The sequence below is a fragment of the Curtobacterium sp. PsM8 genome (assembly GCF_030433875.1).
GTDB lineage: Bacteria > Actinomycetota > Actinomycetes > Actinomycetales > Microbacteriaceae > Curtobacterium.
Genome location: NZ_JARUXD010000014.1, coordinates 35,832 through 62,667, shown reverse-complemented (window position 1 = coordinate 62,667; position 26,836 = coordinate 35,832). Strand labels below are relative to the sequence as shown.

Annotated in this window: 29 protein-coding genes; 11 read left to right on the top strand and 18 right to left on the bottom strand. The window is 71.3% G+C overall.

The genetic code is table 11. The features are described from left to right. Positions 1-117 precede the first annotated feature (117 nt). The 3 genes from QCD68_RS05270 to QCD68_RS05260 are packed head-to-tail and all read right to left on the bottom strand — an operon-like array spanning position 118 to position 2,074. Positions 118-723 carry a DUF3618 domain-containing protein gene (locus tag QCD68_RS05270; RefSeq protein ID WP_301222288.1) on the bottom strand — a complete coding sequence of 202 codons (606 nt, stop codon included), beginning with the start codon at positions 721-723 and terminating at the stop codon, positions 118-120. Beyond that, positions 723-1,172, bottom strand: coding sequence for a phage holin family protein (locus QCD68_RS05265; RefSeq protein ID WP_301222287.1), 450 nt, complete (start codon positions 1,170-1,172; stop codon positions 723-725). The genes QCD68_RS05270 and QCD68_RS05265 overlap by 1 nt, the downstream gene beginning before the upstream one ends. Beyond that, a complete protein-coding gene (locus tag QCD68_RS05260; protein WP_301222286.1) occupies positions 1,169-2,074 on the bottom strand; it encodes a hypothetical protein in 906 nt (301 codons plus the stop codon). The genes QCD68_RS05265 and QCD68_RS05260 overlap by 4 nt, the downstream gene beginning before the upstream one ends. Positions 2,075-2,264: 190 nt before the next feature. Here QCD68_RS05260 and QCD68_RS05255 point away from each other — a divergent pair, with 190 nt between their 5' ends. Together QCD68_RS05255 and QCD68_RS05250 are read left to right on the top strand one after the other, a co-directional pair. After that, positions 2,265-3,032: a glycosyltransferase family 2 protein gene (locus tag QCD68_RS05255; protein ID WP_301222285.1), complete on the top strand. Its 768-nt coding sequence runs from the start codon at positions 2,265-2,267 to the stop codon at positions 3,030-3,032. 382 nt (positions 3,033-3,414) lie between these two features. Continuing rightward, positions 3,415-3,954, top strand: a complete 540-nt coding sequence (locus QCD68_RS05250; protein WP_301222284.1) for a hypothetical protein — start codon at positions 3,415-3,417, stop codon at positions 3,952-3,954. A 278-nt stretch (positions 3,955-4,232) separates the two neighbouring features. Here QCD68_RS05250 and QCD68_RS05245 read toward each other — a convergent pair whose 3' ends face one another. The 6 genes from QCD68_RS05245 to QCD68_RS05220 all read right to left on the bottom strand — a co-directional run bounded on the left by QCD68_RS05245 (position 4,233) and on the right by QCD68_RS05220 (position 12,432). After that, complete coding sequence (locus tag QCD68_RS05245) at positions 4,233-5,420, bottom strand: ROK family transcriptional regulator (protein WP_301222283.1); 1,188 nt, start codon at positions 5,418-5,420, stop codon at positions 4,233-4,235. Between the two features lie 160 nt (positions 5,421-5,580). After that, positions 5,581-7,848 carry an alpha-xylosidase gene (gene yicI, locus QCD68_RS05240; protein WP_301222282.1) on the bottom strand — a complete coding sequence of 756 codons (2,268 nt, stop codon included), beginning with the start codon at positions 7,846-7,848 and terminating at the stop codon, positions 5,581-5,583. Further along, a complete protein-coding gene (locus QCD68_RS05235; RefSeq protein ID WP_301222281.1) occupies positions 7,848-8,771 on the bottom strand; it encodes a carbohydrate ABC transporter permease in 924 nt (307 codons plus the stop codon). Before QCD68_RS05235 ends, yicI begins: the two co-directional genes overlap by 1 nt. Further along, positions 8,768-9,670: a carbohydrate ABC transporter permease gene (locus QCD68_RS05230; RefSeq protein ID WP_181439372.1), complete on the bottom strand. Its 903-nt coding sequence runs from the start codon at positions 9,668-9,670 to the stop codon at positions 8,768-8,770. Before QCD68_RS05230 ends, QCD68_RS05235 begins: the two co-directional genes overlap by 4 nt. A 288-nt stretch (positions 9,671-9,958) precedes the next feature. Next, on the bottom strand, positions 9,959-11,263 hold the full coding sequence (locus tag QCD68_RS05225; protein WP_301222280.1) for an ABC transporter substrate-binding protein: 1,305 nt from the start codon (positions 11,261-11,263) through the stop codon (positions 9,959-9,961). A 161-nt stretch (positions 11,264-11,424) separates the two neighbouring features. Then, complete coding sequence (locus tag QCD68_RS05220; RefSeq protein ID WP_301222279.1) at positions 11,425-12,432, bottom strand: LacI family DNA-binding transcriptional regulator; 1,008 nt, start codon at positions 12,430-12,432, stop codon at positions 11,425-11,427. 334 nt (positions 12,433-12,766) lie between these two features. On the opposite strand from QCD68_RS05220, the gene QCD68_RS05215 reads away from it, so the two are divergent. The 5 genes from QCD68_RS05215 (at position 12,767) to QCD68_RS05195 (ending at position 16,395) form a co-directional block, all read left to right on the top strand. After that, on the top strand, positions 12,767-13,462 hold the full coding sequence (locus tag QCD68_RS05215; protein ID WP_301222278.1) for a helix-turn-helix transcriptional regulator: 696 nt from the start codon (positions 12,767-12,769) through the stop codon (positions 13,460-13,462). A gap of 135 nt (positions 13,463-13,597) precedes the next feature. Further along, the gene (locus tag QCD68_RS05210; protein ID WP_301222277.1) at positions 13,598-14,017 is read left to right on the top strand and encodes a VOC family protein; all 420 of its coding nucleotides are present in this window, start codon (positions 13,598-13,600) and stop codon (positions 14,015-14,017) included. A gap of 157 nt (positions 14,018-14,174) precedes the next feature. Continuing rightward, positions 14,175-15,503, top strand: a complete 1,329-nt coding sequence (locus QCD68_RS05205) for a cation:dicarboxylate symporter family transporter (RefSeq protein WP_301222276.1) — start codon at positions 14,175-14,177, stop codon at positions 15,501-15,503. Positions 15,504-15,745: 242 nt separating this feature from the next. Further along, positions 15,746-16,171, top strand: a complete 426-nt coding sequence (locus QCD68_RS05200; protein WP_301222275.1) for a hypothetical protein — start codon at positions 15,746-15,748, stop codon at positions 16,169-16,171. Then, positions 16,168-16,395: a hypothetical protein gene (locus QCD68_RS05195; RefSeq protein ID WP_301222274.1), complete on the top strand. Its 228-nt coding sequence runs from the start codon at positions 16,168-16,170 to the stop codon at positions 16,393-16,395. Before QCD68_RS05200 ends, QCD68_RS05195 begins: the two co-directional genes overlap by 4 nt. Positions 16,396-16,442: 47 nt before the next feature. Here QCD68_RS05195 and QCD68_RS05190 read toward each other — a convergent pair whose 3' ends face one another. The 7 genes from QCD68_RS05190 to QCD68_RS05160 all read right to left on the bottom strand — a co-directional run bounded on the left by QCD68_RS05190 (position 16,443) and on the right by QCD68_RS05160 (position 22,064). After that, positions 16,443-17,558, bottom strand: a complete 1,116-nt coding sequence (locus QCD68_RS05190; RefSeq protein WP_301222273.1) for a Gfo/Idh/MocA family protein — start codon at positions 17,556-17,558, stop codon at positions 16,443-16,445. Then, the gene (locus tag QCD68_RS05185; RefSeq protein ID WP_301222272.1) at positions 17,555-18,286 is read right to left on the bottom strand and encodes a ThuA domain-containing protein; all 732 of its coding nucleotides are present in this window, start codon (positions 18,284-18,286) and stop codon (positions 17,555-17,557) included. The genes QCD68_RS05190 and QCD68_RS05185 overlap by 4 nt, the downstream gene beginning before the upstream one ends. Then, on the bottom strand, positions 18,283-19,476 hold the full coding sequence (locus QCD68_RS05180; protein ID WP_301222271.1) for a Gfo/Idh/MocA family protein: 1,194 nt from the start codon (positions 19,474-19,476) through the stop codon (positions 18,283-18,285). The genes QCD68_RS05185 and QCD68_RS05180 overlap by 4 nt, the downstream gene beginning before the upstream one ends. A 141-nt stretch (positions 19,477-19,617) precedes the next feature. After that, entirely contained in the window at positions 19,618-20,466 is an 849-nt protein-coding gene (locus QCD68_RS05175; RefSeq protein WP_301222270.1) for a class I SAM-dependent methyltransferase, read from the bottom strand. A gap of 61 nt (positions 20,467-20,527) precedes the next feature. Then, positions 20,528-20,899: a hypothetical protein gene (locus QCD68_RS05170; RefSeq protein ID WP_221851083.1), complete on the bottom strand. Its 372-nt coding sequence runs from the start codon at positions 20,897-20,899 to the stop codon at positions 20,528-20,530. Between the two features lie 8 nt (positions 20,900-20,907). Beyond that, positions 20,908-21,510 carry a hypothetical protein gene (locus QCD68_RS05165; RefSeq protein WP_221851086.1) on the bottom strand — a complete coding sequence of 201 codons (603 nt, stop codon included), beginning with the start codon at positions 21,508-21,510 and terminating at the stop codon, positions 20,908-20,910. After that, on the bottom strand, positions 21,507-22,064 hold the full coding sequence (locus tag QCD68_RS05160) for an RNA polymerase sigma factor (RefSeq protein WP_111075120.1): 558 nt from the start codon (positions 22,062-22,064) through the stop codon (positions 21,507-21,509). Before QCD68_RS05160 ends, QCD68_RS05165 begins: the two co-directional genes overlap by 4 nt. Before the next feature lie 174 nt (positions 22,065-22,238). On the opposite strand from QCD68_RS05160, the gene QCD68_RS05155 reads away from it, so the two are divergent. From QCD68_RS05155 to aqpZ, 4 genes are all read left to right on the top strand, one after another. Further along, entirely contained in the window at positions 22,239-22,493 is a 255-nt protein-coding gene (locus QCD68_RS05155) for a hypothetical protein (RefSeq protein ID WP_301222269.1), read from the top strand. 222 nt (positions 22,494-22,715) lie between these two features. Then, positions 22,716-23,171, top strand: a complete 456-nt coding sequence (locus QCD68_RS05150) for an Asp23/Gls24 family envelope stress response protein (protein WP_301222268.1) — start codon at positions 22,716-22,718, stop codon at positions 23,169-23,171. A 121-nt stretch (positions 23,172-23,292) separates the two neighbouring features. Continuing rightward, entirely contained in the window at positions 23,293-23,493 is a 201-nt protein-coding gene (locus tag QCD68_RS05145; RefSeq protein WP_301222267.1) for a hypothetical protein, read from the top strand. A gap of 60 nt (positions 23,494-23,553) precedes the next feature. Continuing rightward, positions 23,554-24,345 carry an aquaporin Z gene (aqpZ, locus tag QCD68_RS05140; RefSeq protein WP_111075124.1) on the top strand — a complete coding sequence of 264 codons (792 nt, stop codon included), beginning with the start codon at positions 23,554-23,556 and terminating at the stop codon, positions 24,343-24,345. Positions 24,346-24,407: 62 nt separating this feature from the next. Here aqpZ and QCD68_RS05135 read toward each other — a convergent pair whose 3' ends face one another. Then, entirely contained in the window at positions 24,408-25,445 is a 1,038-nt protein-coding gene (locus QCD68_RS05135; RefSeq protein WP_301222266.1) for a LacI family DNA-binding transcriptional regulator, read from the bottom strand. Between the two features lie 64 nt (positions 25,446-25,509). After that, positions 25,510-26,760, bottom strand: a complete 1,251-nt coding sequence (locus tag QCD68_RS05130; protein WP_301222265.1) for a Gfo/Idh/MocA family protein — start codon at positions 26,758-26,760, stop codon at positions 25,510-25,512. Positions 26,761-26,836: the final 76 nt, after the last annotated feature.

Sequence of the window (26,836 nt, the reverse complement as noted above, 5' to 3'; positions counted from 1 at the left end):
TTTTTGGGGTCGGGCGGGGGGGGCGGGTTTTTTTTAAACCCGCCCCGGCGGCCCGCCGGGCCCCGGGGGGCCCGGGCCCCCCCCGTCCGTCAGGTGCTGACGTCAGTGCCGACGCGATCAGGCGTTGCGGACGTCGTCCGCGGACGACCGCGCGTTGTCCTGCACGTCGGACGCGGCACCCTGCGCCTCGTCCTTGACCGTCTGCGCCGCGTCCCGCGCGGTGCCCGTGAGGTCCTGCGCGTGCTCCTTGGCGGCGTCGAGGAGCGGGGCGCCGACGTCCTTCGCCTGCTCCTTCGCCTTGTCGACGAGCGGAGCGGCCTTGTCCTTCAGCTCACCGGCGAGCTCCTCCTCCTTCGTGGAGGAGGGCAGGAGCGACGACGCGAGCCAGCCGACACCGAAGGCGATGAGGCCGACGGCGAGCGGGTTGCCCTTCGCCTTCTCGACGCCGCGCGATGCGGTGTCCTCCACGGAGCCCGCGGCGCTCGATCCCGAGCCCGAGACGCTCGAGCGTGCCGAGTCGGCGGCGCCCGTCACGGAGTCGCGGGCGCTGCCGGCGGCGCCCATCACGGACTCGCGGACGTCCTGGAAGCGGCCCTTGACCTTCTCGGTCTGGCGGTGGGCGATGGCGGACGGGTTCACCTTGTCGGCGAGGGCGTCGACGTCCGAACCGAGTTCTCCACGTGTGCGCTCGATGTCGGCGCGGATCTCGTCTGGGGTGCTCATCAGTTCCTCCCGGTGTTGGGCTTGAGTGTCTCGGGGACTTCCTTGACGGTCGCGACCGTCTGGGGGGCGCCGTCGATGTGCTTGATCTCCTTGCGTCCGCGCGTCGCGAGGATCGCGGCGACGACGGCGTAGACCACGGCGATGACCACGGCGGACCACGCGTTGCCGATGAGGTACCCGAGCCCCCACCAGGCGGCGATCGACAGGAACAGCAGGGCGAAGAGCCCCGCGACGCCTGCGCCGCCGAACATGCCCGCGCCCTTGCCCGCCTTCTTCGCGGAGTCGGTCAGCTCGGCCTTGGCGAGCGCGACCTCCTGCCGGAACAGCGTGGAGAGGTCACGGGACACCTCGGAGAGGAGCTCACCGAGGGGCGTCGACGCTGCGCGCTCCTCGGCGCTCGGCTGCCCGGGCACCGTCCGACCGGTCGCGCCGGGGAACGGATCGGTCATACGAGCGGCCCCGTCCCGGTGGTGCCGGTCGTACCGAGTCCGGTCGTGCCCGTGCCGAGTCCGGTCGTGCCGGTGCCGGTCGTGCCGAAGTCGGTGGTGCCGGTCGTGCCGGTGCCGGTCGCCTCGGCTTCCTTCTCGTGCTTGATCTCCGTCGTCAGCGCCTTCGCGAGACGACCGGCGAGGATGCCCGCGCCGGCGGCGATCGCGATGAAGGTGCCCGGACGACGTGCGGCGAACGACTTCACCTCGTCGACGAGGGAGCCCGGGTCGCGTCCTTCGAGGTACCCGGCGACGGACCCGGCACGGTTCGACAGGTCGCGGACGACCTTCGCCGCCAGGCCCTGCTCGTCGTCGTTGTCGGCCATCTTGCCGAGGTGGTCGCCGATGGTGCGGAGACCACTGGCGGCCTTCTGCTGCTGGTCGGCGGCCTGGTCCTTGAGGGTGCCGGACGCCTGGCTGAAGAGCTGTCGTGCGTGGTCCGACACCTCGGAGGCGACGTTCGCAGCCTGCTCCTTGGCGGTGCCGGCGACGTTCGCGGCCTTCTCCTTGGCGTCACCGGCGACGTCCGACGCGGCGCCCTTGGCAGCGTCGGCCTTGGCCTTGCCGCCGCCCGAGCTGTCCGAGTCGGAGCTACCCGAGCCGGAGCTGCCCGAGTCGGAGCTGCCGGTGCCGCTACCGGTCGCGGTCAGGCTGCCGGCGGGGACGGTGCCGGCGGGCAGCTGCTCGTCGGCGGGGATGGCGTCCAGCGGCTCGAGGTCGTCGAATCCGGTGGGGCGCTCGACGGGCGTACCGCTGGCGTAGGACGGGACCGTCACGCCGGGGCGGGTCTCGTGACCCTCGGCGGCAGCCGTGGCGTCGTGGATGGGCGTCCCGGAGTCGTTCCCGGGTGGGTTCGTGGTCATGGTCGGCCTTCCGGTCTTCTCGTCGCGGCGGGCGGTGCACCCGCTGCGTTGGACCTGAACCTGCGCGGGGACCTCTGGGACGGGTTCCAGGAACGCCGATCTGCGCGGATCCCGTGCGCACCCTCCCCGGAACGCCAGAGCAGGAGCGAAACGGACACCCCTCACAGCGGCGCTCCGGTTGGCTCGAGCCATGCCGTCCGTGTCCGTCGTGGTCCCCGTGTTGGACGACGCCGCGCACCTCCGCCGCTGCTTGACCGCCCTGGAGGCGCAGACCCGGCCCGCCGACGAGGTGGTCGTCGTCGACAACGGCAGCTCCGACGACAGCGCGGCCGTGGCCCGGGCAGCCGGCGCCGTCGTCTGCACCGAACCGGTCCGCGGGATCGCCCGGGCCTCGTCCCGGGGCTACGACACCGCCGAGGGTGACGTCATCGTCCGACTCGACGCGGACTCCGTCCCGCCACCGCACTGGATCGCCACCGCCCTCGCCCTGCTCGAGGACCCGGACGTCGTCGCGGTCACCGGGCCCGGCCGTCCGACCGACGCCGGCGCACTCGTGCGGGTCGTCTGGCCGGTCCTCTACATGCGGCCGTACTTCGTGCTCATGCGCGGCGCGCTCTCCCGCCCGCCGCTGTTCGGGTCCGCGATGGCCCTCCGCCGGTCGACGTGGCTCGCGGTCCGCGACCGGGTGCACCGTGACGACCCCGAGGTGCACGACGACATCGACCTGAGCATGCAGTTCGACCCGGAGTGGCGGGTGATCGCCGACCCCGCGCTCACCGTGCGGGTGTCCGCGCGACCGTTCGCGAGCCTCCCGTCCGCCGTCCGGCGTGCCCGGCGCGCGTTCCACACGTTCCGGGTGAACGGCCGGCGGGGGTCGCCGCCGCGGCGGTGGGCGCGACGGCTGCGGACGGACTGGCGGAACCGCGGGCGCACGCACGCGTGGTGGCGCGGCCGCTGACCGGTTCCGACCGACCAGCTGCCGGTGGGACCACCGGTCGACGGCGTGATCCGTTCGGCGCAGCCTGTACACAGTCCGGACGGACGGCGTAGCGTCCATCGAGTCGCCCTGCCGAAGGGCACCCGAGGGACCCTGACCTCGTGGAGCGACGACACGCGCCTGCCACTCCCGGAGGCACGCGCAGGCCGTGGACGCCCGCCCCTGACCCGAACGGCGGCGGGCGTCCGCGATCCCACCCGGGCCACCTGCCGGCCCGGAGGCTCTTCGCGGTAGCGATCCAACTTCGGCTCGTATTCCAGTTTGATGTTATTCATTGTCATACGCCGCGGACTCCCCTACGGTCGAGCCGTTGCGACACGCAATCACTCACCCAGGAGGAACGATGGAATCCGGCCGAACCACGATCACCTGCATCGCGACGACCATTGCACTGACGTTGAGCAGCCTGCTCTGGACGCCAGCAGTGGCTTCTGCCACCTCTCGGCCGGCAGAGGTCGACTCGGCCGTCGCAGCGCGAGCGTCCGACCCTGATGTCGTCGCCGAAGCCATCCGGGAAGCAGACGCTGCCGGTGCGATCACGGGTGATGTGACCAGCGCCGACGGCTCTCGCCTCGTGACGATCTCCGCGGGGCACCTGGACCTCCATCTGACCGTGCCCGGTCGGGACCAACGACTCGGAGCAGGAAAGGACAAGAACGGCGTCTTCGTCGACTTCAACTCGTTCGATCAGCAGGTCATCATCGGCGGAGGCGGAGTCATCGCGGCCGAAGGGCTGTGCGCGCTCGGTCCGGCGGTGTGTGTCATCGCGAACGTCGTCGTCCTGCTTGCAGTCACTGCCATCAGCAACAACGGTGGTGTCAAGTGCGGGAAGAGAGTCCTGCGGGTCCACGCTTCCGGCAAGCCGGCACCGTTCTGCGCGTGATCGGGCTCAACCGTGTGGTCACCGCCGTGGTCGGAGTCGTCTCGAGCATCGGGTTCGCAGCGTTCCTCGCGCTGTGCACGCTCCTCGCCGGCACTGCGCTGTCAGTCGGACTCCGGGAGGACGGACATCCTGTGTTGAGCATGGTCTCGAGTGCCGCCGGCCTGGCGCTCGGGGGCGGCAACCTCGGTTGGGCAGTTCGACGTCGGCAGCGGCGAGCGCAGGGGACTCACACTGACCAGTGAGGACTCACGCCACCGACCGAAGGTCGGTGGCGACGCTCAGCCCGCCGCGGGGTCGGCCAGCACCGACGCGAACGCCAGCTCGGCCGCACCGCGGAACAGCACGCTGCCGACGAGTTCCGCCGGCACGATCCGCAGGTCCTCGCCCATCGCGGTCATCGTCTGCGCCCGGACCGCGTCCTCGAGCCGCGTCCCGACGTGCCGGAGCAGCGTGCCGAGGAAGCCGCCCAGGACGACGACGTCCGGGTTCACGGTGTGCACGACGTTGCGGATGGCGACGGCGAGCGCGGTGACCTGCCGGTCGACGACCGCGGCGAGGGCCGGTGCGGGCCCGTCGGCCAGGACGTCGCCGAGTCGGTCGGCCTCGTCGATCCCGAGCCCCGCCGCGTCGAGCAGTGCGGCCTGCGAGGCTTCGGTCTCCAGGCACCCGACGGCACCGCAGTGGCAGCGGATGCCGTTCGCGGCGACGAAGGTGTGGCCGAGCTCCCCCGCGTACCCGGCAGCGCCGGCGAGGGGCCGCCCGCCGGTGATGATGCCGCCACCGATGCCGCTCGCGCCGCCGTTGACGTAGACGACGTCCGTGGCGCCGCGGCCGGCGCCGTAGAGGAACTCGGCCGTGACGCCGAGGTTCGCGTCGTTCGCTGCGCGGACGGGCAGGGCGGTGCGCTCGGCGAGGGGTGCGGCGAAGGCCTCGTCGCGCCAGGCCAGGTGCGGGGCGTACCGGACGACGCCGTCGCCGACGCGGACGATCCCGGGGACGGACACCGCGATGCCGACGACCCGACGGCCCGCGTCCCGCTGCCGATCGGTGGCCGCGGCGACGAGGTCGGTGGCGATGGCGAGGGCCTCGTCGGGCGTCGAGACCGAGGTGGTGCGGACGGTCCGGCGTTCGTGTTCGGTGCCGTCGAGGCCGATGACCGCCAGGGTCACGGCGTCGATCTCGGGCACGATGCCGAGCGCGACGACCTGGGCGGACGCGGACACGGTGGCGCTCGGACGGCCGACGCCGGTCGCGGGTGGGGCGTCCCCCTCGACGACGAGGCCGAGGTCGACGAGCTCACCGACCAGAGCGGCGACCGTCGAGCGGTTCAGGCCGGTCTCACGGGTGAGCGCCGAGCGGGGCATCGGCCCGCGCTCGTGGACGAGGCGCAGGACCCGAGCCAGGTTGCGGCGGCGGACGACGTCCGTGGTGCGCACCGGACGGGAGGCAGTGCTCGCCTCCGACATGTCCGCTCCGATCGTCCGTCCCGCCAGCGTAGTGCGGCCCGCGCTGCCGGGTGGCGCGGGCTGTCCGCGCGGTTCGCGCTGAGCGACAGCGCTCGTGGTCCAGGCCGCGAGGACTGTCGCTCAGCGCGAACGGGCGAACGGGCGAACGGGCGAACGCGCGTCAGGCGGAGGTGACCGTGCCGTCCGCCGCGAACGACACCGGGTACGTGACCGCGCGGCCGTCCGGGGACGTCACGACGACCTCACGCGAGCCCGCTCCCCCCGCACCCGGGAATGCCCGGAACTCGAGCGCGTCGTGGTAGTCGTGGTCCGGCCGGTCGATGCGGGTGGACAGCGGCAGGACCGCACCCTCGCGGACCCACAGCGGCAGTGTGTCGAACCCGTGCCGCTCGCGCCGCCAGACCCCGCCGGTGACGACCTCGCCGGTGAACCAGTTCGTCCACGAGCCCGCCGGCAGCCAGTACTCGACATCGCCGGACACGCTGAACACCGGCGCGACGAGCAGGTCCGGTCCGAGCAGGTACTGCCGGTCGCAGTACGCCGCGGTCGGGTCGTCGGGGAAGGCCAGCGGCATCGGGCGCATCACCGGCAGGCCCCGCGCTGATGCCTCGAGCCCGGCCGCGTACAGGTACGGCATGAGTCGGAGCTTCAGTTCGGTGAACGCCCGGGTGACGTCGACCGCTTCCTCGTCGAACGCCCACGGGACCCGGTAGGAGCTGCTGCCGTGGAACCGGCTGTGCGACGACAGCAGACCGAACTGCACCCAGCGCTTGAACACCGCGGGGTCCGGGGTGCCCTCGAAGCCGCCGATGTCGTGCGACCAGAAGCCGAAGCCGGACAGGGCGAGCGACAGGCCGCCGCGCAGGGTCTCGGCCATCGACGGGAACGACGAGGTGTTGTCCCCGCCCCAGTGCACCGGCATCTGCTGACCGCCGGCGGTCGCCGAACGCGCGAAGACCACGGCGTCGCCCGGACCCTTGGTCTCCTGCAGCACCTCGAACACGGCCTGGTTGTACAGCTGCGTGTACCAGTTGTGCATCCGCTCAGGGTCGCTGCCGTCGGCGTAGACGACGTCGAGGGGGATCCGCTCCCCGAAGTCGGTCTTGAAGCAGTCCACGCCCTGGTCGACGAGTGCGCGGAGCTTCGACTGGTACCAGGCGGTCGCATCCGGGTTGGTGAAGTCCACGAGCCCCATGCCGGCCTGCCAGAGGTCCCACTGCCAGACCGTGCCGTCGGGGTTCCGGACCAGGTACCCGGCCTCGGCGGCCTCGTCGAACAGCGTCGACGCCTGCCCGATGTAGGGGTTGATCCAGACGCAGACCCGCAGGTCCTTGTCGTGCAGCCGTCCGAGCATGCCGGTGGGGTCCGGGAACACCCGGGGGTCCCACTCGAAGTCACACCAGGTGAACTCCCGCATCCAGAAGCAGTCGAAGTGGAACACCGAGACCGGCAGCTGGCGGGCGGCCATCTCGTCGACGAACGAGGTCACGGTGGCCTCGTCGTAGTCGGTGGTGAACGAGGTCGACAGCCACAGGCCGTACGACCACGCCGGCACCTGCGCCGGACGGCCGGTCAGGGCGGTGTACCGCTCGAGCACCGCCGCCGGGCTGCCACCGCCGATGACGTGGAACACCAGGGACTCCCCCGGCACCGAGAACTGCACCCGCTCGACGGTCTCGGACCCGACCTCGAACGAGACGTGTCCGGGGTGGTCGACGAGCACGCCGTACCCGCGGTTCGTCAGGTAGAACGGCACGTTCTTGTACGCCTGCTCGCTCGAGGTGCCACCGTCGGCGTTCCAGATGTCGACGGTCTGCCCGTTCTTCACGAGCGGCCCGAACCGTTCGCCGAGCCCGTAGACGAGCTCCCCGACGCCCAGGTCGAGCTGCGCGTGCACGAACCGGTCGGACGCCGGGGCGTCGGCGCCCTGGACCCGGGCGTTGCCGACGACACCGCGGGACACCTCGGCGCCGGGGTCGAGGGTGACGTACCCGAGCGACTTGTGGCCGGAGCCGGTGAGCACGCGCTCGGTGCCGCCCGCGTCGGTCGCCACGAACCGCAGGTCCCACGGCGCCCCGGGCGTGACGACGGCCGACAGGTCGCCGGAGGTGAGGGTCCCGACACCGTCGGCGACCGTGGCGGACCCGTGCCCCGCCTCCTGTCCGACCAGGTCGAAGGACAGCTCCGGGCGGGGCGCGCGGAAGTGCTCGACGCGGACCGTCACCACGCCCGCCATGGGGCTGGACAGCGAGACGGTGAGCGTCGGACGGTTGAGGGTGTCGCCCCGCGACGCGATGACCTTCGTCGGGGCGGTGACGACCAGACGGTCACCCTCCGGCGAGGTCCGCGCGTCGATGTCGTACGCCTCGGCGGCGTACACGGGGTGGACTCCGGGCCTGAGTTGCCAGAACCCGTCGGTGAACTTCATTACTTGACCGCTCCTGCCGTGATGCCGCGCGCGAGGGTGCGCTGGAAGATGAGGAAGAACACGAGCGTCGGGATGAGGCCGAGCAGGGCCGACGCGCTCGTGGTGGTGACTTCCATCAGCCGGTCTCCCTGCAGCAGGGAGATCGCGACGGGGACCGTCTGGTTGTCGTTGCTGACCAGGAAGGTCAGCGGGATGAGGAACTCGTTCCACGTCCAGATGAAGAAGAAGATGAGCAGGACCGACAGGGTCGGGCGGCTGATCGGGACGATGACCCGCCAGAGCACGCGCCAGCGTCCGGCGCCGTCGAGGGCAGCGGCCTCCAGGATCTCCTTCGGGAAGGTGCCGTAGACGCTCGACAGCAGGTAGGTGCCGAACGCGGACTGGATCACCGTGAAGACGATGATCACGCTCCACACGTTGTCGTACAGCCCGATGCCCTTGAACATCATGTAGAGCGGGTAGAGCAGGACCTCCTGCGGCAGCATGTTCGCGAGCATGAACAGCACCACGATCCAGGTGCGGTAGCGGACCCGGCCGATGCCGATCGCGAAGGCGTTGAGGATCGAGATGAGCACCGCGAGCAGCGCCACCATCCCGCTGATGAACACGCTGTTCCAGAGCTTCAGCGGGAAGTCGACCCGGTTCCAGAACGTGGTGATGCCGTCGAACGACAGCTGCGTCGGCCAGGCGAGCGGCCCGCCGGCCGCGTAGTCCGCGGGCGTCTTGAACGAGTTGAGCAGGATGAGCAGGAACGGCGCCGCGATGAGCACCGCGATGACGATCCCGCCGGCGAGCACGACCCAGTCGGACGGCCGCTTGCGCCCGCCCTCGCCGGGTCGCCTGCGCGGCTTCGCCGTCGGACGGGAGGCCCGCCCCGCGTCCGCCGTGACGGTCGCCCTGGTGTCGGGTGCGGACACGGTCATCGTGCCTCCTCCTTGCGTTCGGCCCGGGTCTGGGCGGCGATGAAGCCGATGGCGACGATGACGATCACGACGGTCAGCGCGGTGGCGATGGTCGCGCCGTACCCGACCTGCTGCGCCTGGAAGAACTGGCTGTACGAGTAGTAGCTCGGCACGATGGTCGCGTTGCCGGGACCGCCGCCGGTGAGGGCGTACACGGGGCCGAACACCTTGAGCGCGGCGATCGTGCAGGTGAGCACGACGACGAAGATCTCGGGCCGGATGATGTGCACCGTGATGGAGCGGAAACGCTGGAACCAGTTCGCGCCGTCGAGCTCGGCCGCTTCGTACAGCTCCGGGTCGACGCGCTGCAGGGCCGCCATGAACACGACGACCGGGTAGCCGATCTGCACCCAGACGAGCACGACCGCGACGGAGAGCAGGGCGGTGTCCGGGCTGCCGAGCCAGTTGTGCTGCAGACCGTCGAGCCCGACCGCGCCGAGCACCGCGTTGAGCGCACCGTTCTCCGGGCGGAGGATCCACCCGATGACGATCGCGGCGATCACCGCGGGCAGGATCTGCGGCAGGTAGTACGTGGCGCGGAGGAAGCTGGCGAGCTTGCCGCCGAACTTCTTGCCGATCACGTCGAACAGCGCGGCGGCCAGGACGAGGCCCAGGCTGGTCGGCACGATCACCATCGCCAGGATCATCACGATGCTGTTCCGGAACGAGATCCAGAACTGCCCGTCCGCCATCAGCCGGCGCCAGTTGTCCAGCCCGGTGAACTGCGGCGGCAGGATCCCGCGGTAGTTCGTGAACGACAGGTACACGTTCCAGCCGAGTGGTACGAGGATGATCGCGGCCAGCAGGACGAAGCCGGGGAGCAGGTAGAACCAGTAGCTGCCGCGGCCGGAGGCGGGCATGATCGCGCCGTCGTCGCGGCGGCGGGGGCGGGGGACGCGGCCGCGGAGCGGCGCGATCGGAGGACTGGACGCCATCGTCGGGCTTCCCTTCCGGGGAGTGGGGTGGAGCGGGTGAGGGGGCCGGGAGGCGCGGTGCGGGTCGGACGCGCACCGTCCTCCCTCGCAGGCTCGGTCGGCGCGCCCCGCATGACGCTTCGCGTCATTGCTGAGCGGGGCGCGCCCGGGATGGCCGGGTCTGCTGCGTCGACCGGGTCGACCACGTCGGCGACCGGGGCCGGTGAGCCGGGGTCAGCCGGTGACGGCCTTGACGCCGTCGGCGTACTGCTGGCCGAGTTCCTCGTTGACCTGCTTCGGCGAGCTGCTGCCGTTGAGGACGCTCTGCAGACCGGCGTTCAGCTGGTCGTAGAACGTCGACGTGGGCCAGTCGGGGTAGTACCCGAGACCGTCACGCTCGGTCAGGGTGTTGAAGTTCGCGATGAGCTCCTTGCTCTTCGCGTCCGTGATGTCGGATTCCTTCGCCGCGACCGGGACGCCACCGTTGTTGCCGATGATCGCCTGCATGTCGGGACGGAGGGTGATGTCGATGAACTTCTCGGCGAGGGTCTTGTTCTTCGCCTTGGTCGGGACGACCCAGAGGTTGCCCGAGGACCCCGGCGACATCTCGGCGCCCGGGTACAGGAAGGTGCCCCAGTCCTGCTTCATCTCGGTGGTGAAGCGGCCGTACCACCACGAGCCGGAGAAGAACATCGGGTACTTGCCGCTGATGAAGGCGGTGCCCGCGTCCTCGGCCTTCATGCCGGTGGCGTCGGACGAGATGTAGCCCTTGTCCGTCCAGTCCTTGATCGTCTTCGTGGCGTACGAGATCTGCTCGTCGGAGAAGTCGACCGGGTTCTTGTACAGCTGGTAGTCGTCCACCCAACCGCGGTCCGCCTTCGACAGGGCGAGCTGGTACCAGAGCTGCCCGAGCGGGTACTCCGCGGCGGACTCGGCGAGCGGGGTGACGCCCTTCGACTCGAACGTGGCCATGGCCTGCTCGAGGTCGGCCTGGGTCTTCGGGACCTGGACGCCGTACTTCTGGAACAGCTCCTTGTTGTAGTAGAACTCGACGTACTCGCCGTAGTCGGGCACGCCGTACCAGGAGCCAGAGCCCATCACGCCCTTGTCGTCGTAGCGGGCCGTGGTCTGCAGGGACTTGGCGAGCTTCTCGTCCCAGCCGTACTTCTTGACGGCGTCGTCGAGCGGGCTGAGCAGGCCCTGGCTGGCGAGCAGGCCGGCGGTCGCGTTGCCCTTGTTGTACTCGATGAGGTCCGGTGCCTGGTCGGAGTTGAGCGACTGGCTGGCCGTCTTCCGGATCTGCTCGAAGCTCTTCTCCTGGAACTCGACCTTCGCGCCGGTCTCCTTCTCGAAGACCTTGATGGACTCCTTCCAGGCCTTGCCCATGGCGGAGTCCTCGGACTCGAAGTGCCAGAGCTTCAGGGTCTTGCCGTCCTCGTTGCTGCGGTCGTCGGCGCTCCCGCCGGCCGAGCAGCCGGTGAGGACGACGGCGGTCGCGGCGAGCCCGGCGAGTGCGCCGAGCAGGCGTGACTTCTTCATGTCGCTACTTCCTTGTAGGGGGGGGATGGCTTGTAGGGGGGATGGCTTGTAGGGGGGATGGCTTGTAGGGGTGATGGGGCTGGATCAGGGTGATCGAAGCGCTTCGACAGTGGACCGACGAAGACACCGGGTCGATGTGTCCATCGACCGTTCGAAGCCGGTCAGTGCACCGGCCGGATGGACCCGCGGTCGATGAACCGCGGTCGGAGGAGGGTGACGCCCGGTTCGCGGGCACCGTCGACCTGACGGACGGCGTCCTCCACGGCGCCGCGACACATCTCCTCGAGCGGGAGGGGGATGGTGGACAGAGGGACCTCGAGCCGGTCGGTGTCGTAGCTCGCGCAGGCGGCCACGACCGACACGTCCTCCGGGACACGGACGCCCCGCGCCACCAGGTGCGCGAGGACGGCCTCGACGACGGGCTCGTTGCAGTGGAACACGAGCGCGGTCATGTCCGGCAGCCCGGCGAGTAGCTCGTCCGCCGCCGCACGCTGGTCGGCGCGGTCGAGGGACGGGTACAGCGCCAGGGTGGCGATGCCGGCTGCCCGGCACTCGTCCTCGAACGCGTCGGCGAAACGGCGGATGAAGCCGGTGTGCCGCTCGACGTAGGTGGCGGGGTGGCCGATCACACCGATGCTGCGGTGTCCGGCGGCGGCGAGTTCACGGACCGAGGCGCGACCGGCCTCGGCGAAGTCCAGGTCGATGCAGCTCAGGCCCGTGGTGTCACCCGGCACGCCGACGAACGCGGCCGCGGCACCCGAGCGACGCACGACCTCGGCGCGCTCGTCGTCCGTCGAGACCCCGAGCACGACCACCCCGTCGACCAGCGAGCTGTCCACCACGCGGCGGATGCCGGTGACCTCGTCGTCGCGGGCCAGGAGCAGGACGTCGTCGTCGTGGGCCCGTGCCGCCTCGACCACCGCGGTGACGAAGCGCATGTGCGTCGGCAGGTGCGCGTCCTGCCGGATCGGGGCGGACAGGGCGAGGATGTTCGTGCGGGCGCCGGCGAGCATCCGGGCGCCGGCGTTCGGTCGGTAGTCGAGCTCGGCGACGGCCTGGTCGATGCGCGCCCGGGTCGTGGCGGAGATGCTGCGCTTGCCGGAGAGGGCGTACGAGACGGTCGAGATCGAGACGCCGGCGGCCTTCGCCACCTCGTGGATCGTCACCATGTGCGCACCTCCTCGTGCTCGTCTCCGTCGTGTCTTCCGTGCCGTCCCTCGGCGCTTGTGAAGCGCTTCGATCGGCTCGCGACGGCGACGCTAACAGCGTCGAAGCGCTTCGTGCAACCATTTGTCTGCGATGCCAACAAATGGAGCGCGCCACGGGCCTCCCGGCTGTCCGGCCCCCGCGGCCGCCTGCCGGCCCGCCCGCCGGCCCGCCGGCCCGCCCGCCCGCCGATTTCGCGCCCAGCGACAGAACGCGCCCTCGCCGGCCCGAGCCATGTCGCTGAGCGCGAACCGCGCCGCGGCCGGTGGCGAGGACGACCTGTCGGATGATGGACCGGTGAACCGGACCGACCGCCTGTACGGCCTCGTCGAGGAGTTGCGTGCGGTCTCGCCGCGCCCGCGGAGCGCCCGACGTCTCGCGGAACGGTTCGAGGTGTCGGTCCGGACCATCGAGCGGGACCTCGCCGCGTTGCAGCAGTCGGGCCTGCCGATCTGGGCGGAACCCGGCCGCACCGGCGGGTACGTCATCGACGCTTCGGCAACGCTCGGCCCAGCGGGGTTCACGCTGGACGAGGCGCTCGCGGTGCTGATCGGACTGGGCGGGCTCCAGCACAGCCCGTTCCGGCAGTCGGCCCGCACCGCTGCCCGGAAGGTGCTCGCGGTCATGCCCGACGGCGATGCTGCGCGGGCCAGTGCGCTCGCGTCCCGGGTGCACTTCCTCGAGAGCGACGACGCCGTCGTCGTCCCGACCGCGTTCGCGGCGGCCCTCCGGTCGGACCGGGTCGTGCGGTTGCGGTACCAGGACGCCAGCGGAGCGGAGTCCGTCCGGGACGTCGAGCCGCTGGGGTCCATCGAGAAGGACGGACAGTGGTACCTGGTCGCCTGGTGTCGGCTGCGTGACGGAGTTCGGGCGTTCCGGGGGGACCGGATGCGCTCCGTCGAGGTCACCGACGAACGGCCGCCGAAGCGCTCCCTCCGCCCGGAGGAGCTCGCGATCCCGTACGGACGGCTCCGATCGGTCATGGACGACTGATCCGTCACGGACGGCTGATCGATCGCCGACGACCGATCCGTCACCGGGGACGTTCCGGGAAACCCCGACAGGACGGTGTCGCGACGCCCGGTGAAGCTGATGCTCCCACTGCACCAGCACCATCGGAGGAACCACATGTCGTTCACATCCATCCGCATCGTCACCGACGACCTCGACGGCCTCGTCGCCTTCTACGAGCGGGTCACCGGACAGCAGGCCGAGCGCCTCGCGCCGGTCTTCGCCCAGTTCAGCGGGCCAGGGGCGCACCTCGCCATCGCCAGCACCGCGACCGTCGCGATGCTGGGCGGTGCCCTGGTGCCGGCGACCAACCGCTCCGTGTTCATCGAGTTCGAGGTCACCGACGTCGACCGTGACTTCGCCGACCTGCAGCTCGAGAGCCAGGACGTCGTCCTCGAGCCGACGACGATGCCGTGGGGCAACCGCTCGGCACTGGTGCGCGACCCCGACGGCAACGTCGTGAACCTGTTCAGCAGGCCCGCCGCCGATCGGGCCCAGGACGACCGGACGAGCGGGCCGTCCCAGCGCACCCACTGACCCGGGGCCTCCCGACCGGACCGAGGATCCGTTCAACCGCCGGCTCCGTTCCGTCGTCGGCGCCGTTCCTGACGGCACCGTTCCGTCGCCGGTGCCGTTCCCGGAGTGGGAACACGGACGTAACGCGGGCGAAACGGTCCCACGCTGGGGTGGAGGCATGGACCTCACCACACCGGAACGTGCCCCCGCTCGCTGGTACCGCTCGCTCTTCGTGCAGATCGCGATCGGGGTGGTCCTCGGCATCGTCGTCGGGGTGACCGTGCCGTCTGCGGCTCCGGTGTTGAACGTCGTCGGTCAGGGGTTCATCCGGCTGATCGAGATGGTGATCGCACCGCTGGTCTTCATCGTCGTGGTCACGGGCATCGTCCACGTCGGGGACCTGCGGTCCGTGGGACGCATCGCGGGCAAGGCGATGACGTACTTCGTCGTCGCCTCGACGTGCGCGCTCGTGTTCGGGCTGCTGGTCGGGAACCTGGTCCGGCCGGGCGCGGGCCTCCGGATCGACCCGTCGTCGTTGGACGCCTCCGCGGTCACGGCGAAGACCGCCGGTGGGGAGATCCCGGACGCCGGCACGTTCATCCTCGACCTCATCCCGTCCAGCGTCGTCAACGCGTTCGCGACGAACGACATCCTGCAGGTGCTCGTCTTCGCGGTGTTCGTCGGCGCCGCGATCGCGGCGATCGGACCGGAGCGGACGCGCCCGTTGGTCCGCGGACTCGACCTGTGCCTCGAGGTCGTCTACCGGATCCTGGGCTGGGTGATGCGGCTGTCCCCGCTGGGCGCCTTCGGTGCGATGGCGTTCGTGGTCGGGCAGTACGGCGTCGCGACGCTCGGCTCGTACGGGCTGCTGATCGCTGCCTGCTACGCCGCTGCGGCGGTGTTCATCGTGCTGCTCCTCGTGGTCGGACAGCTCCTGTCCGGCGTCCCCGTCTGGCGGTTCGTCTGGCACACCCGTGCCGAGTTCGGGCTCGCGCTCGGGACCGCGTCGACCGAGGCCGTGCTGCCGCGGATGATCACGCGCCTCACCGACGTCGGTGTCTCCCGCAGCGTCGCCGGACTCGTGGTCCCGACCGGCTACTCGTTCAACCTCGACGGGGCGGCGATCTACCTGTCGATCGCGCTGCTCTTCCTGACCCAGGCGTTCGGGGTGCCGCTCACCCTCGAGCAGCAGGTCGCGGCCCTCGGGGTGCTCCTGCTGACCTCGAAGGGCATGGCGGGCGTGCCAGGGTCGTCCTTCCTGGCCCTGTCGGCCACCGCGACGAGCCTCGGGCTCTTCCCGGTCGCCGGCGTCGCGTTGCTGCTCGGCGCGGACCGGATCATGGACTCGATGCGCGTGAGTGTGAACCTGCTCGGCAACTGCGTCGCCGCACTCGTCGTGGCCCGCTGGCAGGGTGCCCTCGATCGTGAGCAGGTCGACGCCGTGCTCCGTCCGCAGCACGGAGCGCCGGCGAGGACGCTCCTGCCGGAGACGACGTCACTCTCCTGAACTGCGCGCCGCGGTCGAGGCACGTGGCGCGTGGCTGATCGGGACGGTCGCTCCCGCGCCTCCGCCGGGGGACGCGAGCACCTCGAGTTGTGGAGTTCGCCGCTCCGTCCACAGATCAGCGCCCCGACGGGTGGACCCGGACGCATCGGCGGGAAGCTTCGTCGGTGATGAGATCCCACTCGGCCCCAGCAGCGCGCGACGACGCTGCGCCAACGGCCTGCCGGACCGGTCCCACATGGTGGGTGGCAACAGGCCTCTCCGTCGTCGCCAGCTTCTGCACGGCACGGGCGATCCCACCGTGGCACCCGGACGCGACCTGGTGGGGCGCGTTCCTCACCTCTGCGGGGTTCGGCGGCAGCCTGGCGGTCATCGGGGCCGGCGCTGCAGCAGGTGTGGCTCTGCACAACTCGACACGTGACCGCGAGCAGAAGCGCGGGACAGACGAACTCGCGCGGTGGTGGGACCGGTTCGCCTGGGCGTGCGACCGGGCAGTGAGCGAAGAAGAAAGCGTGTCCAGAACGGGCATGGCCGTTCTGACCGGGCTGATCGACGCGGGATGGACTCGTATGGGAGATGATGACATGACAGTGACGATCATCAACCTGATCACCGACGTCGGTGCGTCCGACGGATCGGCAGGGACACCACGGGAGGGCTCACGACCATGACCCAGTACAGCGAGGAGACCAAGCGGCTCGCACACGAGCTCGCCGCGAAGATGGCGAAGAAGTTGGAGGGCACGGACCGTCAGCTGAGTCGAGACGCCGCCGGACGCTACGTGATCATTCCGCGGGTCGACGGAGGCACGGCCGACCCCACATCCGGCGGCCCGAGCAGCACGGGTCATCGGTGGCGAGCGGCGGCTGCCACGTTCCGCCGACTCGTTCGCTGACCATGACCGTGCTCTCCGCCGGCGGCGCGCACGAGTCCGCGCGCCGGCTACCCGAGCGGGACCGCCGCCGGCCGGGAGGCCCGACTCGCCACCTCGACGACGGTTCGCTCCCGCCCCGCGGGCGCGATCGACTCCATGACGTCGAGCACGTGGAACGCCAGCTCGCCGGAGGCCCGGTGCGGCTCCCCCGAAGCGATCGCCCGTGCCATGTCGGCCAGGCCCACCCCGCGCCCGGCGTCGCGGTGACCGGCGAGGACGGGGAGCTCCTGGAAGGTCCGGTCCTGGGCGGTGGCGATGCGGGTCGGGTCCGAGAAGCGGTTCGGGTCGGCGACCGACAGCGACCCGGCGGTGCCGTGCACCTCGAACAGCGGAGACTCGGTCGCCCACACCTCGAACGACAGCGTGACCGTGGAGACGACGCCGTCCTCGTGTTCCAGGACCGCGACGACGTGCGTGTCCACGTCGACCGGCAGGACCTGCCCGGCGTTCGGCCCGGTGGCGACCGTCCGCTGCCGCGTCGACCGGGTCGTGCTGCCGCTGACCCGCACCACGGAGCCGAAGAACGTGACGAGGCTCGTCAGGTAGTACGGGCCCATGTCGAGCAGCGGGCCACCGCCCGGCTGGTAGTAGAAGCCGGGCGCGGGGTGCCAGAGTTCGTGGCCCGGAGCACTCCAGGACACGGCGGCGGCCACCGGGGTGCCGATGCGACCGGCGTCGATCGCGGCGCGGGCGGTCTGGATCCCGGTGCCGAGCACGGTGTCGGGGGCGCTGCCGACCCGCAGGCCCGCCGCGTGGGCGGCGGCGAGGACCGGCTCGGCCTCGGCGGTGGTCAGGGCCAGCGGCTTCTCGCCGTAGACGTGCTTGCCCGCGGCGAGCGCCCGGGTGGCGACGTCGGCGTGGGCGGCGGGGATCGTCAGGTTGAGGACGACGTCGACGTCCGGGGACGCCAGCAGCTCGTCGACGCCGAGCGCCTGGACACCCTGCTCGTCGGCGACGGCTGCTGCCCGGGCAGTGTCGAGGTCGGCCACCGCGGTGAGCCGCAGGTCCGGCAGCGACGGGAACTGCTCGAGGTACTGCTTGCTGATGTTGCCGACCCCGACCATCCCGACCCGCAGCGGTGCGGTGGCACGAGGTCCGGCACCACCTTCGACCCCGGCGCTCATCGGGCTGCCCACAGCAGGCCGCGCTCGATGATGGTGCGGACCGGCTGCGACTCGACGATCTCGATCCGGTGCCCGGGCGCCGAGACGAAGATGCGCCCCTGGCCCCACTGCCGGGTCCAGATCGCGGGCGAGGTCACGGGACGGTTCCACGCGTCCCAGGCACGGGCCTCCTGGGTGGTGGTGGCGAGGACGTCGTCGTACTCGTCGCTGAGCACCCAGTACTGCTCGCTGACCAGGTCGAAGTCGTCGATGCCCTGCATGATCGGGTGCTCGCGACCGAGGTCGGTGACGTGCACCGTGTAGGGGATGTAGTTGTCCGACTGCTCGCCCACCCGCTCGGAGGGGTGTTTGCCCGCGTGGTGGGCGAACTGGCCGCCGATCATGTGGAGGTAGTCGGCGTTGTCCCGGTACGAGTCGGCGATGCCGCCGTGCCAGCCGGCCATCCCGGTGCCGGCGAGGACGGCGCGCTGCAGGCCGTCGAACTCCTCCTTCGCGATGGTCGACATGGTGTTCACCTGCACGACGAGGTCGATCGTGTCCATCACGGACTGGTCGGCGTAGACGGCGGTGCCCTCCTCGACGCGGACGTCGAACCCGTGCTCGCGGAGGAAGGGGATGAACAGCTCGGTGGTCTCGACGGGCATGTGCCCGTCCCAACCGCCGCGGACGACGAGTGCCTGGCGTTGCACGGGAGGTGCTCCTTGCGGATCGGGGGAAGGGAGGGTCATCGGGTGGGGATCTGGGTCCAGGCGCTGCCGTCGGCCGCGCTCCGCTGCACGGCGTCCAGGACGTCCTGCACGTGCAGCCCCACGGCGAAGGACGGCTCGGGCTGTTGCCCGCCGGTGATCGCGGTGACGAAGTCGACGACCTCGTGGACGAAGGTGTGCTCGTAGCCGATCGGGTGTCCGGTCGGCCACCAGTTCGCCATGTACGGGTGCTCCGGTTCGGTGACGAGGACCCGGCGGAACCCCTGCTCCCCCGCCGGCGCGGTCGCGTCGTACACGCGGAGTTCGTTCATCGCCTCGAGGTCGAAGGCGATCGCCCCGGTGGACCCGCTGATCTCGATGGTCAGACCGTTCTTCCGCCCGGTCGCGTACCGGGTGGCCTCGAACGTGGCGACGGTCCCGCCCGGCCGAGCCGCGCCTCCCGTCAGTCGACCCGTGAACCAGGCGGCGTCGTCGACGGTGACCTGTCCGCGCTGGTCCGAGGCGGTGCCGGACAGGCCGACACCGTCGGCGAGCAGCGGGCGCTCGTGCACGAACGTCTCGAGCGTGCCGCTGACGGAGGCGAGGGTGGCGCCGGTGATGTGTTCGACCAGGTCCACGGCGTGCGCGCCGATGTCGCCGAGTGAGCCGGACCCGGCGAGCGAGGCGTCCAACCGCCACGTCATCGGACCGTCGGCGTCGGTGAGCCAGTCCTGCAGGTACAGCGCGCGGGCGTGGCGGACCTCGCCGATCCGGCCGGCCTGCACGAGCTGGCGGGCGAACGCCAGGGCCGGGACGCGCCGGTAGCTGAAGCCGACCATCGAGCGGATCCCGCGCGCGGCGGCCGACTCGGCGGCGGTGACCATGGCCTCCGCCTCGGCGACGGTGTTGGCGAGCGGCTTCTCGCAGAGGACGTGTTTGCCGGCCTCCAGGGCCGCGATCGCAACCTCGACGTGCGATGAGCCGGGCGAGCAGACGTCGACGACGTCGATGTCCGGGTCCTCGACGACGCGGCGCCAGTCGGTCTCGGCACGCTGCCACCCGAAGCGGGCGCGGGCGGCCTCGGTGCGCTCGGGGTCGCGTCCGACGACGACGGTCATCTCGGGTTCGCGGTCGAGCGGGAAGAACCGCGGCGCGACCCGCCAGGCCTGTGAGTGGGCGGCTCCCATGAAGCCGTGGCCCACCATCGCGACCCGCAACCGGTCATCCGTCATCGCATGCTCCCTCGCATCGTGCGTCCGCCGTCGACGCTACGGACGGGCGGGTGGCCGGGACAAGCCGGACGGGAGGATCGGAAAACTTTCGTGGGACGGGTCGCGCCCGCGTGTGGCCGGCTGGGCGGTCCTGCCGGCAGCTCAGTCGCGGGTGGCGACGATGGTGAAGGTGGTCGGGATGCGGTCACGGTCCTCCGCGGGCCAGACCCAGTCGCCGTCCGCCGCCTGCTCCATCCGCGGGCTGAACCGCCACGGCAGCGTGCGGCCCTCGTCGAGTCGGCGGAGGCGCAGGCCGGCACCGAGCAGGGCGTTCACGATCTCGGACAGCGGGTGCGGCCACTCGTAGGTCCGGGTCCGCGCGACCGTGCCCTCGCCCGCGTAGGTGCTGCCGTCGTCCCACTGCTGGGCGGTGCCGTCCGGGAAGTACCGGTGCCGGGTGACCAGCTCGTCGGCGTCCTCGTCGAGCGCGAACAGGGCCGGGTGGCCGTCGCGGATGAAGAAGACGCCGCCGGGTCGGAGCAGTCCGGCGACCTGCGCCGCCCACCGGTCGAGGTCCGCCAGCCAGCAGATCGTGCCGATGCTCGTGTAGACGACGTCGAAGTCCCCGGCGACCGCGGCCCGGGCGTCGAGGACGTCGGCCTCCACCCAGGTGACGTCGACGACGGCTCGCTCGGCCAGGGCGGCGGCGGACACCAGTGCCGGGTGCGAGAAGTCGACGCCGGTGACGCGGGCACCCTCCCGGGCGAGCGAGACGGTGTCGGTGCCGATGTGGCACTGCAGGTGGCAGAGGTCGAGTCCGGCGAGTGACCCGTCCGGCAGCCACTCGGCGAGCACGGGCAGGTCCTGGCGGACGACGTCCGAGCGGTGTGCCGGGTCGGCGTAGGCGTCGAGCCCGTAGGCACCCTCGTGGATCGGCACGCGGTCGTCCCAGTTGGCGCGGTTCGTGTCGCGGGCGTGCTCCCAGTCGACGTCGACGTGGTCCATGCTCATGCGCCCGACCCTAGCGAGCCCCGGGTCCCGGCCGCGACCGGTCCAGCAGCGGCGCCCGCCGTCAGACTGCGTCGGCCGCGACGTCGTCCGCCGTGATCCCCACGGTGTCCTCGACGAGCCGCACGACGACCGTGATGGTGTCCGGGCGGGGGCCGGGCTCGGCGTCCACGACGGAACGGATGCGTTCGCCGACCTCGCGGACGGTCTCCGTCGCCGGACGGGCGCCGTCGACCGCGACCTCGGCCGTGATCCGCACCGCACCGCCGCCGCGGTGCACGTCCACCATCGTGCCCGGGTCGCGGATCTCCAGCTGGGCGGCGACAGCGTCGGCCGCGACCTGCACGAGCGACTGCGCCGGGAACACGTGGCTGACACCGTCGGTCGCGCGGGCGAGGTCGGTCAGGCGGCGGGACAGCTCGCGGTCGTCGGACACGGGTGCTCCTAGGGGACGTAGACGTCGTCGAAGGTGACGTCGATCTGCTCGATGACGAGTTCGGTGTGCCGGGCGAGCACGTCCGCGACCCGTCGGCGGAGTCGCTCGGCCGTCTCGTCGGCGACCTGCCCGTACGCGATCGCCGCGGTCAGTTCGACCGTGACCGGCGAACCCGGGGTCGAGACGTCACCGGTCAGGGTGCAGCGTCCCATCACGATGCCGCCGGTGGTGTCGCCGGCGCGACGGACCAGGTTGCGGACGGCCGCCTCGGTGAGGGTGAGCCGCAGCCGGGGGTCCGGGTGGCTGACGGGGACGTCGCGGCCGGAGGTGATCTCGGCCCGGATGGTGGCGAGCAGGCCGTCGATCCAGCGGTTCTCACGGTCGGGGTCGGGGTCCGTGTCGCCGCGTCGCTGCATGGCGCCGATCGACAGCTCGCGGAGGCGCTGCATGTTCGACAGCGCCAGACGGCAGGCGGCCGAGGACTCGATGTCGGGGTCACGCGGGGTCCGACCGCGGTCCAGGTAGTCGGCGAGCTCGTCGAAGGTGTGGCCGTCGAGGTCTGCGTCGGCGGGCATGGCGTCAGCGGGCAGGGTCTGGTCGTCGTCGCTCATCGCCACGCCTCCATCTCCCGGAGCAGGAACTGCCGCGCCCGAGCGAGGAGCCCTCGGACCGTCGAGACCGGCAGCTCGAGCGCCTCGCTGATCTCCTGGTAGCTGTACCCGGCTGTCTCCCGCAACAGCCAGCAGCGACGCTGGTCGGCAGGGAGCCGGTCCAGCGCAGCCCACATCGCGTCGAGCTGCAGCCGCGCCTCGACGATACGCTCCGGGCTCTGTGCCGGGTCGGCGGACTGCTGCAGGTCGTCGACGTCGTCGTGGTGCCGACGTCGGCGGAGGCGGTCGATGGCCTTGCGGGTGACGATCTGCATCATCCACGGCCGGAAGTGGGCGGGTGTGTCGAGGTCGGACAGTCGACGCCACCCGGTGAGGAACGACTCCTGCACGACGTCGTCGGACTCGACGTTCGACCCGAGCATCTGTTCGGCGTAGACGCGCATCAGTGGCCCGTGGCGGCGGGCGAGGACCGCGAACGCGGGCACGTCGCCGTCGGCGGCACGGACGACGAGCGTCGAGTCGTCGGCGCGGCCGAGCGGGTCGTCGTCGGTCATCCTCACCTTCCGGGGTCCGGGACCATCCGAGGTCCTCAGGCCGCGTCCGTTGCGGGTCGACGGCCGCATCCGAGCATGCACCGTCATCCCCCGACGCGCCAGCATGCACCGGGTTCGTGACGGAACGGCCGCTCGACTCGTCCTACTGGAGGACCGCACGACAGGAAGCAGACGATGCACGACCGTTCGACCGCCGATCCCCGGCTCGAGACACCCCGCGACGCGCCCGACGAAGCACCCGACGCCTCGCCCCACGAACCACCCCATGGAGGCCCGGCACCGCACGACGACGAGCGCTGCCCGAGCCGCTTCGACCGCTGGCACTGCGGGCTGCAGCAGGGGCACGGCGGACTCCACGTGGCCGAGGAGCAGCAGGGACGCACCACCTGGAACGACGCCCTGGACGGCCACGACCTCAGCGCGCTCTGACCCCGCTCGGTCGCGTCGGTCGGCGAAGAGCGGGAGCCGCTGCCCGAGGGTCCGGACGGCTCGATCCGGGCACCGGGGGACAAGGAGCCAGCCGGTTGACGCACTTCCTGGAACGCCGCTGGAAGTCGTGACGCGGCCGTGACGATCGTCCTCTCCAGCCCGTCTCATCCGTGAACAGCACCCGCTGGGAACGCCCGGCGGGCCACTCGGAAGGAGACAGCAATGGCCGACACCACGACCACCCCCAGCACCCTCGCCACCAGCAAGTCCGGGGCGAACACCGGCAGCCACGCCGCGACGGGCAAGACCGTCATCGACGACACCGTCGTCTCGAAGGTCGCCGGCATCGCCGCCCGCGAGGTCAACGGCGTGCACTCGCTCGGTGGCGGCGCAGCCCGTGCCATCGGCGCGATCCGCGACGCCATCGGCCAGCGCGACCTGGGTCAGGGCGTCAAGGTCGAGGTCGGCGAGAAGCAGGTCGCCGCCGACATCACCATCGTCGCCGAGTACCCGGTGAAGCTGCAGCAGGTCGCCGAGGGCGTCCGCTCGTCGGTCTCCCGTGCACTGGAGCAGATCGTCGGCATGAAGGTCGCCGAGGTCAACGTCACGATCCAGGACGTCCACATCCCGGGTGACGACGACAACGACGACGACAAGAAGGAATCGCGGGTCGAGTAGCCGCGCACGCGGGGCGGCACCACGACGGTGCCGCCCCGACCCCCACCGCGGTCGAGCGACCGGGTGACGCGGGACCGGCCGACCGGCCGTGCTCGGAGCACCATCGACAAGGAGTACCCCAATGCGCAACCGCCTCATCGTCACCGGTGTGATCACCCTCATCGGCTTCTTCCTGGGCTCCCGGTCCAACCGACCGGTCGTCAAGAACGGCGGGTCGTCGAAGCGCGAGACCGCCCGCCGGATCTGGAACGACCCCCGCGCCCGCAAGGCACGCAAGAAGTTCGGCAAGAAGCTCGTCAAGGCCGCCCGCAACCGCCGCTGACCGCCCCCCCCTCCCCCAGAAGAACACCACTCCGCACAGAGACCAGCGAGAGGAACACCAGTGGCCCGCGATCGTGAACCCGTCAGCACGTCGACCTCCGAGCAGCGCCGAGAAGACGCTGCCGCCTGGTCCCCCGGTGCCCGGTACCTGGCCGAGTTCTTCGGCACCTTCCTGCTCGTCCTGGGCGGTGTCGGTACGGCGCTGTTCACCGCGGGGTTCCCGAGCACGACGGACAACCAGACCGGTGTCGGGTTCCTCGGTGTCGCGCTGGCGTTCGGCCTCGCCGTGATGGCCGGCATCGCCGCCGTCGGCCACATCTCCGGTGGCCACTTCAACCCCGCGGTGACCCTCGGCCTGCTCGCGGCCGGACGCACCGACGGCCGCCACGTCCCCGGGTACCTGGTGTCCCAGGTCCTGGGCGGGCTCGCAGCCACGAGCGTCATCGCCGCCGTCCTGTCCGGCAAGCAGGGCGCGTTCAGCGCGGCGGTCGACTCCGGCTTCGCGTCGAACGGCTTCGGCGCCTCGAGCCCCGGCGGTTTCGGGCTCGGGTCCGTGCTGCTCGCCGAGGCCGTGCTCACCGGTGTCTTCGTCGCCGTCATCCTGTCCGTCACGGCGAAGCAGGAGTACCAGGCGCTCGCCCCGATCGGCATCGGGCTGACGCTCACCCTGATCCACCTGGTCAGCATCCCGATCAGCAACACCTCGGTGAACCCGGCACGCTCGATCGCGACCGCGGTCTACGGCGGTGCGGTGCCGCTCGGGCAGCTGTGGGCGTTCATCGTCGCGCCGATCGTCGGTGGGGTCGTCGCGGGCATCGTCGTCCGCCTCGTGCGTCGGCGCGACCGGCACTGATGGCTCGGTCCGCATGCGGATGACGGGAGGCGGTCACCGGTCCGGTGGGCCGCCTCCCGTCGTCAGCGACCTGCGTCGGGACACCCGCACGAGCGTCGGAGGACGAGCTCGCCGGGGAACAGTTCGTGCGCGTGGTCACGGTCGCGCGCCAGCAGCCGCGTGACCGCACTCCGCGCCATCTCGTCGACCGGCTGCCGGAAGGTGGTCAGGCCCGGCCAGGCGTACTCCGCTTCCGAGGAGCCGTCGAAGGACGCGATCGCGATGTCCTCCGGCACCCGGACGCCGCGCTCGTGGAAGGCCCGCAGCACACCCACCGCGGTCCGGTCGGACGCGACGAAGAACGCCCGCGGCGCCCGACCCGGGTCCGCTGCCCGGTCGTCGACGATCCGGTGCCCGGCGTCCCGACCGCCCGGGCGGGTGACCTCGGCCGCGACGAACGGTCCGGCCGGCACCCCGGCGGCGGCGCAGGCCTGCAGCCACCCGATGTACCGCGGCTCGCTCGGGTCGTCCTGACCGACGAACCCGACGGATCCGTGGCCGTGCTCGAGCAGGTGCGTCGTCGTCGCGACCGCCCCCGCGCGGAGGTCGGTGCCGAGGCTGGCGACCCCGCGCTCCCGGGTGGCCACGTTGAGGGCGATCCACGGCAGGCCGACACGGTCGAGGGCGGCGCTGTCGAGCGGGGTGTCGCCAGCAAGCACGAGCACTCCGTCGATCTGACGGGCGGCGAACTCGCGGAACCGGGCGAGCACCTCGTCGGGGTGGAAGGACGTGGCCGTCGTGTACAGGGCGAACCCGCGGTCGCGAGCAGCAGCCTCCAGGGTGGAGGCGTACTCACCGAAGAACGGGTTGGTGAAGACGGGGTCGCTGCTGCTCGGCACCAGGAAGGCGAGCGTGTCGGCGGAGCCGGAGCGCAGGGCGCGTGCGGCCTGGTTCGGCCGGTAGCCGAGCTGTTCGACGGCGGCCAGGACCCGTTCCGCCGTCGCGGCGGCGACCGGCGCCGTGCCGTTCAGGGTGTAGCTGACGACCGCGTCGCTCACTCCGGCGAGCCGGGCGACGTCCCGTCGGGTCGCCTTCCGTGGCGCCGGCGTCCGGTCGGTCATGCCCTGCTGCTCCGCACGGAGGCCAGCCTAGGGCGGCGCGCACGCGCTCGCGCCGCCCGGCCGGTCATGCTCCGGACGATGCGCTCCGGACCGGCAGCGGCGACCCGACGGGCACCGGGGCGTCCCCGAAGTCGGGGATCGGCAGCCGTGCGCCGTCCTGCAGGGCGGACTGGAACGCGATCAGTCCGGGGAGCGTGTACCGCGCTGCGACCCAGGCGTTGACGGTGGGCAGCGTGCCACCGGCGACCGCGCGGACGAAGTCGTCGACCAGGAACCGGTGGCTGCCCTCGTGTCCGTCCGGGGCGACGTCGAACTCGGACGGCAGGCGCTCGGCCTCCGCCTGGTGGACCTTCGCGTGCTCGGAGCTGAAGGCTTCGCGCAGGGACGGCGCGATGTCCGCCAGCAGCGGGTCGTCCAGACCGATCGCGGGCTCCGAGGCGAGCAGGTCGGAGACGTCCTGCACGCCGTTCTTGTCCTGCCAGACCGAGGTCTCCGCGAGCTGTTCGAAGCTGCCCTCGGTGCCGAACCAGCGGAAGCGGCTCTCACGGATCGGGGACGGGTAGCCGACGCGGCGGAACTCGTTGATGCGCATGGACCCGCCGCCGTCGAGCTCGAACAGCGCGGTCATGTTCGAGAAGTCGTTGTCGAACATGCTGACCTGCTTGTCGAACACCCCGTCGTCGCGGTCGTCGCGCACACCGATGCAGCTGACGCTCGTCGCGTGACGGGGCATGGCACCCAGGACGCCACCGATCGCGTGCGTCGGGTACCACATCGGCGGGTAGCTGGCGGTGGCCTTCCAGTCGTCGCCACCGCTGTACTTGTACGCGTCGTAGAACCCGAGGTCCATGTCGTGCAGGTAGTCGCCCTCGGCGTAGAACACCCGGCCGAACGCACCCTGCTCGGCCTTCTGGCGTGCGAAGACCGTCGCCGGGTTGTACTGGCTGGTCTCACCCATCATGTACGTCAGCCCGGTGGCGGACACCAGGTCGATGACCTCGGCGATCTCCGCCTGCGTCACCGCCATCGGGACCGCGGAGTACACGTGCTTGCCGGCCTGCAGCGCCCGGGCGACGATCGGCCCGTGCGTCCACCGCTGGGTGAAGACGGCGACGGCGTCGATCGCGGGGTCGGCGAGCATCGCGTCCAGGTCGGCGTACGTGCCGGCGAGGCCGAGGTCGTCGACCAGGCGCTGCGCACGGCCCTCGATGACGTCGGTGGCGTACACGGCCGAGATGCCCGGGTGCAGCTGGAACAGTGCGGCGAAGTGGGACGAGAACTGGCCGGCACCGACCATGCCGAGGGTGAACGTCATGTGCTGTCCTCCTGTGCGTCGTTGCACACCGCCGGGTCCGACGGAGCGTGCAGTCAGTGTGACGGCGTGGGTTTAC